The sequence below is a fragment of the Pseudomonas sp. A genome (genome assembly GCF_056270345.1).
In genome coordinates this window covers 2,523,182-2,537,961 of the sequence record NZ_CM149873.1, presented here as the reverse complement: position 1 = coordinate 2,537,961, position 14,780 = coordinate 2,523,182, and the positions used below count along the sequence as shown (strand labels likewise).

Annotated in this window: 10 protein-coding genes and 6 tRNA genes; 3 read left to right on the top strand and 13 right to left on the bottom strand. The window is 65.6% G+C overall.

Features of this window, described 5'->3' with window-relative positions; genetic code table 11:
• The first annotated feature begins 58 nt into the window (after positions 1-58).
• Entirely contained in the window at positions 59-3,355 is a 3,297-nt protein-coding gene (locus AC0MAZ_RS11585; protein ID WP_203647532.1) for a PAS domain S-box protein, read from the top strand.
• 201 nt (positions 3,356-3,556) lie between these two features.
• Here AC0MAZ_RS11585 and AC0MAZ_RS11580 read toward each other — a convergent pair whose 3' ends face one another.
• The 12 genes from AC0MAZ_RS11580 to gltX form a co-directional block, all read right to left on the bottom strand.
• On the bottom strand, positions 3,557-4,000 hold the full coding sequence (locus tag AC0MAZ_RS11580; protein WP_198743665.1) for an Hsp20 family protein: 444 nt from the start codon (positions 3,998-4,000) through the stop codon (positions 3,557-3,559).
• A 167-nt stretch (positions 4,001-4,167) separates the two neighbouring features.
• A complete protein-coding gene (locus tag AC0MAZ_RS11575; protein ID WP_203647533.1) occupies positions 4,168-5,139 on the bottom strand; it encodes a tRNA dihydrouridine synthase in 972 nt (323 codons plus the stop codon).
• Positions 5,140-5,191: 52 nt separating this feature from the next.
• On the bottom strand, positions 5,192-5,626 hold the full coding sequence (locus AC0MAZ_RS11570; RefSeq protein ID WP_050704724.1) for an acyl-CoA thioesterase: 435 nt from the start codon (positions 5,624-5,626) through the stop codon (positions 5,192-5,194).
• Between the two features lie 151 nt (positions 5,627-5,777).
• A complete protein-coding gene (locus AC0MAZ_RS11565) occupies positions 5,778-6,611 on the bottom strand; it encodes an alpha/beta fold hydrolase (RefSeq protein WP_203647534.1) in 834 nt (277 codons plus the stop codon).
• Positions 6,612-6,635: 24 nt separating this feature from the next.
• On the bottom strand, positions 6,636-7,175 hold the full coding sequence (locus tag AC0MAZ_RS11560; RefSeq protein ID WP_050704722.1) for a TetR/AcrR family transcriptional regulator: 540 nt from the start codon (positions 7,173-7,175) through the stop codon (positions 6,636-6,638).
• Between the two features lie 171 nt (positions 7,176-7,346).
• A tRNA-Glu gene (locus tag AC0MAZ_RS11555) sits at positions 7,347-7,422 on the bottom strand.
• A gap of 42 nt (positions 7,423-7,464) precedes the next feature.
• Positions 7,465-7,540, bottom strand: a tRNA-Ala gene (locus AC0MAZ_RS11550).
• Between the two features lie 66 nt (positions 7,541-7,606).
• A tRNA-Glu gene (locus tag AC0MAZ_RS11545) sits at positions 7,607-7,682 on the bottom strand.
• A 42-nt stretch (positions 7,683-7,724) separates the two neighbouring features.
• Positions 7,725-7,800: transfer RNA gene (locus AC0MAZ_RS11540), tRNA-Ala, on the bottom strand.
• A 53-nt stretch (positions 7,801-7,853) separates the two neighbouring features.
• Positions 7,854-7,929: transfer RNA gene (locus tag AC0MAZ_RS11535), tRNA-Glu, on the bottom strand.
• Between the two features lie 72 nt (positions 7,930-8,001).
• Positions 8,002-8,077 (bottom strand) — tRNA-Ala (locus AC0MAZ_RS11530).
• A 324-nt stretch (positions 8,078-8,401) separates the two neighbouring features.
• Entirely contained in the window at positions 8,402-9,883 is a 1,482-nt protein-coding gene (gene gltX, locus AC0MAZ_RS11525; protein ID WP_203647535.1) for a glutamate--tRNA ligase, read from the bottom strand.
• 142 nt (positions 9,884-10,025) lie between these two features.
• On the opposite strand from gltX, the gene AC0MAZ_RS11520 reads away from it, so the two are divergent.
• Both AC0MAZ_RS11520 and AC0MAZ_RS11515 read left to right on the top strand, forming a co-directional pair.
• Positions 10,026-11,075 carry an HlyD family secretion protein gene (locus AC0MAZ_RS11520; protein ID WP_232857728.1) on the top strand — a complete coding sequence of 350 codons (1,050 nt, stop codon included), beginning with the start codon at positions 10,026-10,028 and terminating at the stop codon, positions 11,073-11,075.
• Positions 11,065-12,615 (top strand): MDR family MFS transporter, encoded by a 1,551-nt coding sequence (locus AC0MAZ_RS11515; RefSeq protein ID WP_475861163.1) that lies wholly within the window; start codon positions 11,065-11,067, stop codon positions 12,613-12,615. Before AC0MAZ_RS11520 ends, AC0MAZ_RS11515 begins: the two co-directional genes overlap by 11 nt.
• A gap of 135 nt (positions 12,616-12,750) precedes the next feature.
• On the opposite strand, the gene uvrB is transcribed toward AC0MAZ_RS11515, so the two are convergent.
• Positions 12,751-14,766, bottom strand: coding sequence for an excinuclease ABC subunit UvrB (gene uvrB, locus AC0MAZ_RS11510; RefSeq protein WP_232857729.1), 2,016 nt, complete (start codon positions 14,764-14,766; stop codon positions 12,751-12,753).
• Positions 14,767-14,780: the final 14 nt, after the last annotated feature.

Here is a 14,780-nt window from a genome sequence, read left to right as displayed (position 1 = left end):
CTCGTCAGCACGGCATGACATCCACAAGGACGCGTTTTCCGCCAAAGGTCTGGTACCGATGCCCAAATCAGCAAACCGCTTTCCGCGCCTGCCACGCATCCCTGCGGCTGATCCCCAGGAGTCGGAGCTGGCCTGGCAGAACGCTCCCCAGCTGCTGGCCGCGCTCAACGGCGCGCGCCTGGGCGCCTGGCTGTGGGACATCGAGAGTGGCCGGGTGAGCTGGTCACGGGGCACCCAGGCACTGTTCGGCTTCGATCCGCAGCGCCCGCTACCCAACGACGTCGACTACCTGGACCTGCTGCCCGAGGAAGACCGCGCCCGCACCCGCCAGGCGTTCCAGGCCGTGGTCAACGGCGAGCCGGTGGAACAGGCCATGCGCCACCGCATCCGCTGGCCCGATGGCAGCGTGCACTGGCTGGAGATCAACGGCAGCCTGACCCACGATCCCCATGGCCGGCCACAGATGATCGGGGTCATTCGCGAGATCACCCGCCAGCGCGAGCGGGAAACCGCGCTGATCAACTCGGAAAAGCGCTTCGCCACCCTGTTCCACCTCAGCCCCAACGCCATCCTCCTGACCCGCCGCCACGACGGCCTGATCATCGAGGTCAACCAGCATTTCGAGCACATGTTCGGCTGGCCGGGCGCCCAGGTGGTCGGCAAGACCAGCCTGGAGCTGGGCCTGTGGGTCAATCCCGAGCAGCGCCACCTGGTGATGGACGCCACCCGCGCCGGCAGCGGGCCGTTCACCCTGGAGGTGCAGTTCCGCGCCACCAGCGGCAAGATCCACGACGGCATCCTCTGCACCCAGGGCATCGAACTCGAAGGCGTCACCTACCTGATCAGCACCTTCGTCGACACCACCGAGCGCAAACGTGCCGAACAGGCGCTAAAGGACAGCCAGGAGCGCCTCGACCTGGCCCTGGACTCGGCCCAGCTCGGCACCTGGGACTGGCATATTCCCAGCGGCATGCTCTACGGCTCGGCCCGCGCCGCCCAGCTACACGGGCTGGACCCGGTGCCGTTCCACGAGTCATTCGAGGCGTTCTTCGAAGGCGTGCCCGAGCACGAGCGCAGCGTCATGCGCCAGGCCTACCGCAGCCTGCGCGAGGGGCCGGCGGGCAACTACCAGATCACCTACCGCGTGCAGCTGGACAACGGCGCCTCGCGCTATATCGAAAGCCGCGCCCGGCTGTACCGCGACGACCAGGGCAACCCGCTGCGCATGGCCGGCACCCTGCTCGACATCACCGACCAGGTCGAGCGCGAACAACGCCTGACCGCCTCGGAAGAAAAATTCGCCAGCCTGTTCCAGGTCAGCCCCGACCCGATCTGCGTGACCCGCCAGGACACCGGCCAGTTCATCGAGATCAACCCGGCCTTCAGCCAGACCTTCGGCTGGAACCCGGAGCAGATCCTCGGCCAGACCGCCGAGGAGATCGGCCTGTGGGCCGAATCCGCCGAACGCGCCCAGCGCATCGAGCGGGTGATCCGCGACCAGGCCCTGAGCAACGTGGCGGTGGTGGTCAACCACCGCAACGGCACGCCGCTGACCTGCGTGATCTCCAGCCGCCTGATCAGCGTCGACAGCCAGCCCTGCAGCGTCACCACCCTGCGCGACATCACCCAGCAGCAACGCGCCGAGGCGGCGCTCAAGGCCAGCGAAGAGAAATTCGCCAAGGCCTTCCACTCCAGCCCCGACGCCATCACCATCACCGAGCGCCAGAGCGGGCGCTACGTGGAGGTCAACGACGGTTTCAGCCGGCTGACCGGCTACAGCCCCGAGGAAGTGGTGGGGCGCACGGTCTACGAGATCGGCATCTGGGCCGATGAAAAGCAGCGCGCCGCCCTGCTCAACGAGCTGCGCGAGCGCGGCCGGGTGCATCACCGCGAGATGCTTGGGCGCAACAAGCGCGGCGACATCCTCACCGTGGAAGTCTCGGTCGAGCCGATCAGCCTCAACGAGACAGACTGCCTGCTGATCAATGCCCGCGACGTCAGCCTGCTGAAGAACGCCCAGGCGCAGATCCGCCACCTGGCCTACCACGACCCGCTGACCAACCTGCCCAACCGCGCCCTGCTGATGGACCGCCTGAGCCAGCAGATCGCCCTGCTCAAGCGCCATAACCTGCGCGGTGCGCTGCTGTTCCTCGACCTCGACCACTTCAAGCACATCAACGACTCACTCGGCCATCCGGTGGGCGACACGGTGCTGAAGATCATCACCGCGCGCCTCGAGGCCAGCGTGCGCCTGGAGGACACCGTGGCGCGCCTGGGCGGCGACGAGTTCGTGGTGCTGCTCAGCGGCCTGGAGGGCAGCCGCGAGGTGGTCGAGACCCGGGTCCGCGAGCTGGCCGACACCCTGCGCGAGCTGCTGGCCGAGCCGATGTCGCTGGACGGCCAGCGCCTGCAGGTGACGCCGAGCATCGGCGTGGCGCTGATCCCCGACCATGGTGCCACCCCCGCCGACCTGCTCAAGCGCGCCGACATCGCCCTGTACCGGGCCAAGGACTCCGGCCGCAACACCACCCAGCTGTTCCACACCACCATGCAGAAGGCCGCCAGCGAGCGCCTGCGCATGGAGAGCGACCTGCGCCTGGCCCTGGCCCGGGGCGAACTGGCCCTGCACTTCCAGCCCCAGGTCGATGCCCGCGACAACCGCATTGTCGGCGCCGAGGTGCTGCTGCGCTGGCACCATCCGCAACTGGGCCAGCAACCGCCGGCGCAGTTCATCCAGGTGCTGGAGGAAAGCGGCCTGATCCTCGAAGTCGGCAGCTGGATCCTCGACGAAGCCTGCGATGCCTGCGCGCGCATGCTCGCGGACGGCCTGATCGACGCCGACGACTTCAGCCTGTGCGTCAACATCAGCCCGCGGCAATTCCGCCAGAACGACTTCGTCGAGCGGGTGCTGCGCAGCCTCGACGACTACCGCCTGCCGCGACGCATGCTGACGCTGGAGATCACCGAAGGCATCGTCATCCAGAACCTGGAGGACACCATCAGCAAGATGCGCGAACTCAAGGGCTATGGCGTGAGCTTCGCCATGGACGACTTCGGCACCGGGTATTCCTCGCTCACCTACCTCAAGCGCCTGCCGGTGGATGCGCTGAAGATCGACCAGACCTTCGTGCGCGACGCGCCGGTCGATCCCAACGACGCCGAGATCGTCCGCGCCATCGTCGCCATGGCCCGCAGCCTGGAACTGGCGGTGATTGCCGAGGGGGTGGAGCTGAGCGAGCAGCTGGAGTTCCTCGAGCGGCTGGGTTGCCACCTGTACCAGGGCTACCTGCACAGCCGGCCGCTGCCGTTGCCGGAGTTCCGCCAGATGCTGCTGGAGGCGCCGGCGGATTACTGATTAAGTTAGGAGCTTACGCGATCCCCTGTAGGAGCGGCCTTGTGCCGCGAAAGGGCTGCTCAGCAGCCCCGGCGATTACTGCTTTAACGCTGAAACCCTGGGGCCGCTACGCGCCCCTTTCGCGGCACAAGGCCGCTCCTACAGGGTCCGCATAAAGCAGAAAGGGCACCCGAAGGTGCCCTTTTTTTTATCCCGCCGAACTCAGTTCAGCACCGGCTTTTCGCCGTTGATCGGGATGCGCTTGGCCTTGGCTTCTTCCGGCACGATGCGCAGCAGTTCGATGCTGAGCAGGCCGTTGGCCAGGCCCGCGCCCTTGACCTCGATATGGTCGGCCAGGCGGAACGACAGCTTGAAAGCGCGCTGGGCAATGCCCTGGTGCAGGAAGGTGACACCTTCGCTGGCGTTGTCGCGCTTGCCGCCGGTCACAGTCAGGACACCTTTTTCGACCTGCAGGTCGAGGTCCTGCTCCTGGAAGCCGGCTGCGGCAACCACGATGCGATAGTGGTCATCGCCATGCTTTTCCACGTTGTAGGGCGGGTAGCTGCTACCGGCCTCGTTACGGGCGGCGGCTTCGAACAGGTCGTTGAAACGGTCGAAACCGACGGAGTTGCGAAAAAGCGGTGCGAGAGAGAAAGCGGTAGTCATGGTCATGAACTCCTGAGATTCAGCAAGTAAAGTCACTACGCGACCCGACTTCGGCATCGCGTACTCAAGAGATATGTCCGGGCAAACGCCTTTCAAGGGCTGGCCTAAAAAATTTTACGACTGGGCATGGCTTCGTGGGAGCGGGCTTGCCCCGCGATAGCGCCAGCTCAGGCGACACAAACCTCGACGGCCTGCAGCTCCACCCCCAGCAACCCACTGATCCGCTGGCAGTCATCCTCCCGACGCAACTCGGCGAACAACGCCACCGCCTCGGGATAGCCACGGGTCAGCATCGCCAGCCACTGCTTCATCCGCCCCGGCGCGTAGCGCGGCGACAGCTTGTCCTGGGCCTGGCGCCAGAACTCGCGCAGCAGCGGCAGCAACTCGTCCCAGCTCATCGGCTGGTATTCGACGCCATCGCGGGCCGCGGCGATCTGCAAGGCCAGGTCCGGACGCGACACCAGCCCACGGCCCAGCATGATGTCCCTGGCGCCACTGACCTCGCGGCAACGCCGCCAGTCGTCGACCGTCCAGATCTCGCCATTGGCGAACACCGGCACCGCGACCACATCCTGCACCCGTGCCACCCACTCCCAATGGGCCGGAGGCTTGTAGCCCTCGACCTTGGTCCGCGCATGCACCACCAGGTGCGCCGAGCCGCCTTCGGCGAGCGCCCTGGCGCAGTCCAGCGCGCCGTCGGGGCTGTCGTAGCCCAGGCGCATCTTCGAGGTCACCGGGATATGCGCCGGCACCGCGCGACGTACCTCGCGGACGATGGCATGCAGCAGCTCGGGCTCCTTGAGCAGCACCGCCCCGCCCCGGGACTTGTTGACGGTCTTGGCCGGGCAGCCGAAGTTCAGGTCGATGACCGGCGCGCCCAGCTCGCAGGCCAGGGCCGCGTTTTCAGCCAGGCACACCGGATCCGAGCCGAGCAGTTGCACGCGCATCGGCACGCCGGCGGCGGTGCGCGCGCCCTGGCGCAGCTCCGGCGCCAGCTTGTCGAACGACGACGCCGGCAGCAGACGGTCGCAGACGCGGATGAACTCGGTGACGCACCAATCGATACCGCCCACCCGGGTCAGGACGTCGCGCAGGATGTTGTCGACCAGCCCCTCCATCGGGGCCAGGGCAATTTGCATTTCAGGGTCTCGCCACGCAAAAGGCGGCAGTCTAGCAAAAAACCGCCCCGTTTCAGCGGCCGGTCAGCGCCGGACCGTAGCCGTCGAGGAATTCCGCCGGCATGCGCTTTGGCTTGCCGCTGGACAGCTCGATGCAGGCGAAGGTGGTCTGTGCCCGCAGCAGGGTCACGCCGTCACTCGGGCGCTTGAGCTGGAAGCGTCGGGTCATGCGCAGGCGCTGGTCCCAGTCGACGATCCAGGTGCCCAACTGCAGCTCGTCGTCCTCATAGGCGGCGGCGAGGTAGTCGATTTCATGGCGGACCACGGCCATCGCCCGGTCCAGCCGGCGATACTCGGCCAGGTCCAGCCCCAGGCGCTGGGAATGGCGCCAGGCGCAGCGCTCCAGCCAGGTGACATAGACGGCGTTGTTGGCGTGGCCGAGGCCGTCGATGTCCTCGCTGCCGACGCGTAGGTCGATGATGAATGGTGCTGCCAGATCCCAGCTCATGCCCGCTCCATTGGGAAACTGCCCATTGAAATGCCCAACCCTGTGGGAGCGGGTTTACCCGCGAACACCAGCGAAGCTGGTGCCAGGCAACGCAATGCCTGCTCCCGTAGCGTTTTGCACACCGATCAAACGGGCACAGTGTAACGGATGCTCAGGCGCTTTGCCGCGCGTGCTGGGTAGAACGCGCCAGCAGCTCCATCACCGCCTCGCCCAGGCGCGGGTCGGCCAGCACCCGCTGATGACCACCCTCTTCCAGCAGCAGCAGGCGGCTGTCGAACCAGGCCTGGTGAATCACCGGCGCCTCGCCGGCCGGCACCACCGGATCGTCCTCGGCGTGCACCACCAGGCCCGGCACATCCAGCTGATAGCCACTGACATCCAGGCGCGCCACCTGGACGCCGACATCCCGCTCCACCTGACGGATGAACGCGGCCCGAGCCCGGGCCGGCAGACCCAAGCGCCGGGCAAAACCGCGCAGCACGCCAAGCAGGCGGGCCGGCGCGGCGATGCTGACCGCCGCATCGGTGCGCAGCCCCCATTGCAGGGCCAGCAACAGGCTGGCGCCGCCCATGGAGTGGCCAATCACCGCCCGCAGCGGCGGCAGCTCGGCGGCGGCCTCCAGCAAGGCGCGGGCGAACGCCACCACATGCGCCTGCTCGCCGGGCGAGCGCCCATGGGCCGGCCCTTCCAGCGAAACCACGGTATGGCCGCTGTCGACCAGCCGCTCGATCAACGCCGCGAACTGAGTCGGGCGCCCTTCCCAGCCATGCATCAGCAACACCGTCGGCCCCTGCCCCCAGCGCAGCGCCGACAGCCCGAAGCGCAGGGTAATGCGCTCGGCGCGGGCCAGCAGCGGCAGTTCCCAGGCTTTGGGTGGCAAGGTGCGCGGCGTCATGAAGGCACGACGCATCTTGCCGGCGACATGTTCGGGGACCAGGTGGCCGAGGGTGCCATTGACGCCACGAATCCAGCTCAGGGTAGTCATCGCCTTGCTCCAGGGTCAGGTTGCTCAGATCACCGCCGACTTGGCGGCGCGCAGGATACGGTCGGACAGCTCGCCATCGCCCAGGGCACGGGCCACGGCCAGGCCACCCACCATCAGGGCGAAATCGGCGAGCGCCTTGTCGATGTCTTCGGGGCGATCGACCATCTGTGCGGTCATCAGCTCGATGTGTTCGGCCAGCACGTTGCGAAACGCCTCCGGCAGGCGTTGCATCTCGCTCAGCGCATTGGGAATCGGGCACGCCTGCACCTCGGAATCACGGTGCTTGCGCGACAGGTAGAAGGCGGCGACCAGGGCCCGACGCCCGGCGCCGTCAAGGGCGGGATCGACCTGAGCGAGCAAGGCCCGGCGCTCGCCGAGCAACTGGCTGAACGCCTCGAGCATGAGCTCGTCCTTGCTGTCGAAGTGGGCATAGAAGCCGCCGACTGTCAGCCCCGCGGCGCCCATGACCTGGCTGACGCTCGGCTCGGCCGGCCCCTGCTGCACCAACGCGCTACGGGCGGCATCGAGGATGCGTTCGCGGGTCTTGCTCTTCTTGTCGCTCATGGCTCACCTCAAAACATTATGACCATCATATTATGCTCATAATATTTTCTGGCAAGCGGAATCTGCGGCCATTGATCGGCGCAGCGACACTTTTCGGGAGGCAGAAAAAACAAAAGGCCCATTCAATAATCGAATGAGCCTTATAAGTCCTGCAAAACGCAGGTAAAAAATTGGCGTCCCCTAGGGGACTCGAACCCCTGTTACCGCCGTGAAAGGGCGGTGTCCTAGGCCACTAGACGAAGGGGACTTAAACCTTCGTGCCGACTCGCTGCTGCGAATCGTGGCGAATTGGTGGAGCTAAGCGGGATCGAACCGCTGACCTCCTGCATGCCATGCAGGCGCTCTCCCAGCTGAGCTATAGCCCCGAGTAAAACAAATGACTCACCGATCTGGATGATGAGTCATTCAACTCCCGCAAACGCGGGTAAAAGTGGCGTCCCCTAGGGGACTCGAACCCCTGTTACCGCCGTGAAAGGGCGGTGTCCTAGGCCACTAGACGAAGGGGACGTAACCTTCGTGCCGACCCGCTTTCGCGAATCGCGGCAAAATTGGTGGAGCTAAGCGGGATCGAACCGCTGACCTCCTGCATGCCATGCAGGCGCTCTCCCAGCTGAGCTATAGCCCCGGATTTCTAGCCTCGCGGCCCAGCGACATCGTGAAACATCGCTTGTGTGAAACTGGCGTCCCCTAGGGGACTCGAACCCCTGTTACCGCCGTGAAAGGGCGGTGTCCTAGGCCACTAGACGAAGGGGACGAACCTTCTTACCTTCAAGACCCGTTTACTGGAACCGGTCTTGCCTGACTGCCTTGGCCATCAAGCGGAATTTGGTGGAGCTAAGCGGGATCGAACCGCTGACCTCCTGCATGCCATGCAGGCGCTCTCCCAGCTGAGCTATAGCCCCACAATGTCGCTTTGAACCGAACCGCTGGCTGGGTGCCTGGCGTTTCGTTTTCGTTCATCGCTGTGGACGGGGCGCATATTAAGATCGGATTGCAGGGCTGTCAAACGAATTTTTGAAAATATTCAAAATTTTTTTCACAGATAACAATCACTTACCGCCCTGCCCTGCTGAATCAGAGCGCCGCTCCCTTGTAGGAGCGGCCTTGTGCCGCGAAAGGACCGCAACGCGGTCCCACAATCTGTGCATTGACGCAGAATCGCCGGGGCCGCTTTGCGGCCCTTTCGCGGCACAAGGCCGCTCCTACAGGGGGCACGATAGCCGCTGTCAGGCGATATTCGCCAGCAGCTTCTCCCACTCCTTGTTTTCCTTCTTCGACACGCCACCGAGCAGGTCGATGGCCTGGCGCAGGCGGTAGCGGGTCAGGTCGGGGCCGAGGATTTCCATGGCGTCGAGCACCGACACCGAGCTGGCCTGGCCGGTGATGGCGGCGAACATCAGTGGCATGGCATCGCGCAGTTTGAACTCCAGCGACTCGACCACGGCCTGGATGCAGCCGGTGATGCGGTCCTTTTCCCACTGACGCAGGCTTTCCAGCTTCCACAGGATCAGCTGCATCACCTGGCGCACCTGGTCGGCCGACAGCTTCTTGCTCTCGAACAGCTTGGCGTCAAGCTTGAGCGCGCCTTCGAAGAAGAAGCCACCCAGCGGGGCGACCTGGCTGAAGGTCTCGACCCGGCCCTGCACGTGCGGGGCGATCTTCATCATGTAGTCGCTGTTGAACGCCCACTTCTGCACGCGCGCGGCGAACTCTTCCACCGGCAGCTCACGCAGCCACTGGCCGTTCAGCCACGACAGCTTCTCGATGTCGAAGATCGGACCGCCCAGGGAGATGCGCGACAGGTCGAAGTGCTCGACCATCTCGTCCAGCGAGAACTTCTCGCGCTCGTCCGGCATCGACCAGCCCATGCGGCCCAGGTAGTTGAGCATGGCTTCGGGCATGAAGCCCATGCGCTCGTAGAAGGTCACCGAGGTCGGGTTCTTGCGCTTGGACAGCTTGCTCTTGTCGGGGTTGCGCAAAAGCGGCATGTAGCACAGCTTGGGCTGTTCCCAGCCGAAGTACTCGTACAGCTTGATCAGCTTGGGCGCCGACGGCAGCCACTCTTCGCCGCGCAGCACGTGGGTGATGCCCATCAGGTGGTCGTCGACCACGTTGGCCAGGAAGTACGTCGGCAGGCCGTCGTTCTTCATCAGCACCTGCATGTCCATGCGGTCCCACGGGATCTCGACGTCGCCACGGAGCATGTCCGGCACCACGCAGACGCCTTCGCTCGGCACCTTCATGCGGATCACGTGCGGCTCGCCAGCGGCCAGGCGGCGCTGCACTTCCTCGTCGCTCAGCAGCAGGGCGCGGCCGTCGTAGCGCGGGGTTTCGCCGCGGGCCATCTGCTCGGCACGCATCTGCTCCAGCTCTTCGGCGGTGCAGAAGCAGTAGAAGGCGTGGCCGGCATCGACCAGCTGCTTGGCGTATTTGGCATAGATCTCGCCACGCTCGCTCTGCCGGTACGGGCCGTGCGGGCCGCCGACGTCCGGGCCTTCGTTCCATTCGATGCCGAGCCAGCGCAGGGCGTCGAAGATCTGCTGCTCGGACTCGCGGGTGGAGCGCAACTGGTCGGTGTCTTCGATCCGCAGGATGAACTCACCGCCATGCTGCTTGGCGAAGCAGTAGTTGAACAGGGCGATGTAGGCGGTGCCGACATGGGGGTCGCCGGTGGGCGATGGCGCGATGCGCGTGCGAACGGTGGTCATGGAGAGTCTCGGACAAAGAGAAACAAAGGCGGAATGTTAGCAGGGAGCGGGCACCGGGCTCCAGCAATGGCGCGATCGCCACTTGTGAGCGCCCTGCCGGGCGCTGTTAAATTTGCTTACATTTTCGCAATGACAGCCTCCCATGCCCACTCCACTCAAACGTCGCCTGCTGGTCTTCATCACCTTGGTACTGCTGGTCGGCCTTGCCTTCCTGGCCCACTGGTACTTCAAGGGGCGCTTCTACGAGAGCACCGACAACGCCTATGTGCAAGGCGAGATCACCCGCATCTCCAGCCAACTGGGCGCGCGCATCGACGAGGTGCGGGTCGAGGACAACCAGCATGTGAGCAAGGGCGACCTGCTGGTGCGCCTGGAAGCCGCCGACTTCGAGCTGGCCGTCGAGCGCGCCCGCGCGGCCCTGGCCACCCGCGAGGCGGAACTGGCCCAGGCGCGCAGCCGCCTGACCCAGCAAGGCAGCCTGATCGCGGCCGGCCAGGCCCAGGTCGCCGCCAGCCAGGCCACCCTCGACCGCTCGCAGCTGGACCTCAACCGCGCCCAGGCCCTGCGCAAGCCCGGCTTCGTCTCCGAAGAGCGGGTCACCACCCTGTCGGCGGAAAGCCATGTCGCCCGCTCCCAGGTGGACAAGGCCCAGGCCGACCTCAAGGGCCAGCGCCAGCAGGTCGACGCCCTGAACGCCGAACTCAAGCGCCTCGACGCGCAGATCGCCAACGCCCGCGCCGACCTGGCCCAGGCCGAGCTGAACCTGACCCGCTGCGCGATCCACGCGCCGATCAGCGGCACCATTGGCCAGCGCAACGCCCGCAACGGCCAGGTGGTGCAGGCCGGCGCCTACCTGCTGTCGATCGTCCCCGACGAGGACATCTGGGTGCAGGCCAACTTCAAGGAGACCCAGATCGGCCGCATGCACCCCGGCCAGCGTGCCGAACTGCTGTTCGACAGCTACCCCGACACCCCGATCGAGGGCCGCGTGAACAGCCTGTTCGCCGCTTCCGGCGCGCAGTTCAGCCTGTTGCCGCCGGACAACGCCACCGGCAACTTCACCAAGGTGGTGCAGCGCATTCCGGTCAAGCTGACCTTCGCCGCCGACAACCCGCTGCATGGGCGCATCCGCCCGGGCATGTCGGTCACAGCCACGGTCGACCTGCGCGATGGGGATGCGGATGGCCGGTGACGCGCTGCTGCGCCCCACCGCGGAGCCGACCCGGCGCGACTGGATCGCGGTGATGAGCGTGATGCTCGGCGCCTTCATGGCGGTGCTGGACATCCAGATCACCAACTCTTCGCTCAAGGACATCCAGGGCGCGCTGTCGGCGACCCTCGAGGAAGGCTCGTGGATCTCCACCTCCTACCTGGTGGCCGAGATCATCATGATCCCGCTGACCGCCTGGCTGGTGCAGCTGCTCTCGGCCCGGCGCCTGGCGGTGTGGGTGTCGCTGGGTTTCCTGGTCTCGTCGCTGCTGTGCTCGATGGCCTGGAACCTCGAGAGCATGATCGTGTTCCGCGCCCTGCAGGGCTTCACCGGCGGCGCGCTGATCCCGCTGGCGTTCACCCTGACGTTGATCAAGCTGCCCGAACACCACCGCGCCAAAGGCATGGCCATGTTCGCCATGACCGCCACCTTCGCCCCTTCCATCGGCCCGACCCTGGGCGGCTGGCTCACCGAGAACTGGGGCTGGGAATACATCTTCTACATCAACATCCCGCCGGGGCTGGTGATGATCGCCGGCCTGCTCTACGGGCTGGAGAAGAAGGAAGCGCACTGGGAACTGCTCAAGAGCACCGACTACGCCGGCATCGTCACCCTCGGCCTGGGCCTGGGCTGCCTGCAGGTGTTTCTCGAGGAGGGGCATCGCAAGGACTGGCTGGAGTCGAGCCTGATCGTCAGCCTGGGCAGCGTCGCCCTGCTCAGCCTGATCCTGTTCGTGATCCTGCAGTTCTCCCGCCCGAACCCGCTGATCAACCTGCGCATCCTCGGCAACCGCAACTTCGGTTTGTCGAGCATTGCCAGCCTGGGCATGGGCGTCGGCCTGTACGGGTCGATCTACCTGCTGCCGCTGTACCTGGCGCAGATCCAGGGCTACAACGCCCTGCAGATCGGCGAGGTGATCATGTGGATGGGCGTGCCGCAGCTGTTCCTGATCCCGCTGGTGCCGCAGTTGATGAAGGTGATCCCGCCCAAGGTGCTGTGCGCCCTGGGCTTTTGCCTGTTCGGCGCGGCCAGCTTCGGCTCCGGAGTGCTCAATCCGGACTTCGCCGGCCCGCAGTTCAACCAGATCCAGGTGATCCGCGCCCTTGGCCAGCCGATGATCATGGTGACCGTCTCGCTGATCGCCACGGCCTATATCCAGCCCCAGGACGCGGGCTCGGCGTCGAGCCTGTTCAACATCCTGCGCAACCTGGGCGGCGCCATCGGCATTGCCTTGCTGGCGACGCTGCTGGATGCGCGGACCAAGGAATACTTCGACTACCTGCGCGAGGCGGTGGTGCCGAGCAACCCACAGGTGGCGGAGCGCCTGGCGCAGCTAGCCGAGCGGCTAGGCAGCGATAGCGCGGCGCTGGGCAAGCTGTCCGAGATTACCCACCAGCAGGCCTTGATCATGGCCTACAACGATGCCTTCCATTTTGTCGGGATCGGGCTGGCGGTGAGCATGCTGGCGGTGTTGCTGACGCGCACGTTGCCGCAGGGGTTGAAGGCGGGTGAGGCTCACTGACACAGCCCACAAGCAAAATCTGTCGTGCGGCTGCCGGCCTCTTCGCGGGTAAACCCGCTCCCACAGGTTCAGCGTCTACGCGAATCCTGTGGGAGCGGGTTTACCCGCGAAGGGGCCGGCACTGATAGACGCCGCTCAACTGGCGATCAGCCGCTCGCGCAGCTTGCCGATCTCGTCGCGCAACTGCGCGGCGGCCTCGAACTCCAGGTCGCGGGCGAACTGGAACATCTTTTCTTCCAACTGCTTGATGCGCTTGGTGATCTGCGCCGGGGTCTGCAGCTCGGCCTCGTAGCGCTCGGCCTCCTCCGCCGCCTTGGCCATGCCCTTGCGCTTCTTGCTCCGTGCGCCCGGCACTGTGGCGCCTTCCATGATGTCGGTGATGTCCTTGACCACACCCTTGGGCACGATGCCATTGGCTTCGTTGAACGCCACCTGCTTGGCCCGGCGCCGCTCGGTCTCGTCGATGGCCCGCTGCATGGAGCCGGTGATGTTGTCGGCGTAGAGAATCGCCTTGCCGTTGAGGTTGCGCGCGGCGCGACCAATGGTCTGGATCAGCGAGCGCTCGGAGCGCAGGAAGCCTTCCTTGTCAGCATCGAGGATCGCCACCAGCGACACCTCGGGCATGTCCAGGCCCTCACGCAGCAAGTTGATCCCCACCAGTACATCAAAGGTGCCCAGCCGCAGGTCGCGGATGATCTCGACCCGCTCGACGGTGTCGATGTCCGAGTGCAGGTAGCGCACCCGCACATCGTGGTCAGCCAGGTAGTCGGTGAGGTCCTCGGCCATGCGCTTGGTCAGCGTGGTAGCCAGTACCCGCTCGCCCATGGCCACGCGCTTGCCGATCTCCGACAGCAGGTCGTCCACCTGGGTCAGCGCCGGGCGCACCTCGACCTGCGGATCGACCAGGCCGGTCGGCCGCACCACCTGCTCCACCACCCGCCCGGCGTGCTCGGCCTCGTAGGTACCGGGGGTGGCGGAGACGAAGATGGTCTGTGGGCTGACCGCCTCCCATTCGTCGAAGCGCATCGGCCGGTTATCCAGTGCCGACGGCAGGCGGAAGCCGTACTCCACCAGGGTCTCCTTGCGCGAACGGTCACCCTTGTACATCGCACCGACCTGCGGAACGCTGACGTGGGACTCGTCGATCACCAGCAGCGCGTCATCCGGCAGGTAGTCGTAGAGCGTGGGCGGCGGCGCACCGGCCGGGCGCCCGGAAAGGTAGCGCGAGTAGTTCTCGATGCCGTTGCAGTAGCCCAGCTCGAGGATCATCTCCAGGTCGAACCGGGTGCGTTGCTCCAGGCGCTGGGCCTCGACCAGCTTGTTGTGTGTGTTCAGGTACTCCAGTCGATCCTTGAGCTCGTCCTTGATGCCCTCCACCGCGTCGAGCAGGGTCTCCCGCGGGGTCACGTAGTGGCTCTTGGGGTAGAAAGTGAAACGCGGCAACTTGCGAATCACCTCGCCGGTCAGCGGATCGAAGGCAGCGATGTTCTCCACCTCGTCGTCGAACAGCTCGATACGAATGGCCTCGAGGTCCGATTCGGCCGGGAAGATATCGATCACGTCGCCGCGCACGCGGAAGGTGGCGCGGGCGAAGTCCATCTCGTTGCGGGTGTACTGCAGGTCGGCCAGGCGCCGCAGCAGGGCGCGCTGGTCGAGCTTGTCGCCGCGGTCGACGTGCAGGACCATCTTCAGGTACGTCTCGGGGCTGCCCAGGCCGTAGATGCACGACACGGTGGTGACGATGATCGCGTCGCGCCGCTCCAGCAGCGCCTTGGTCGCCGACAGGCGCATCTGCTCGATGTGATCGTTGATCGACGCGTCCTTCTCGATGAAGGTGTCCGACGACGGTACGTAGGCCTCGGGCTGGTAGTAGTCGTAGTAGGAGACGAAGTACTCCACCGCGTTGTTCGGGAAGAACGCCTTGAACTCGCCGTACAACTGCGCTGCCAGGGTCTTGTTCGGCGCCAGCACCATGGTCGGGCGCTGCACCTGCTGGATGACGTTGGCGATGCTGAAGGTCTTGCCCGAGCCGGTCACCCCGAGCAGGGTCTGGTGCGACAGGCCCGCGTCGATGCCCTCGACCATCTGGCGGATGGCCTCGGGCTGGTCGCCGGCCGGCTGGAATCGGGTGACGAGCTGGAACTCGGACATGACGGACCTCGTGG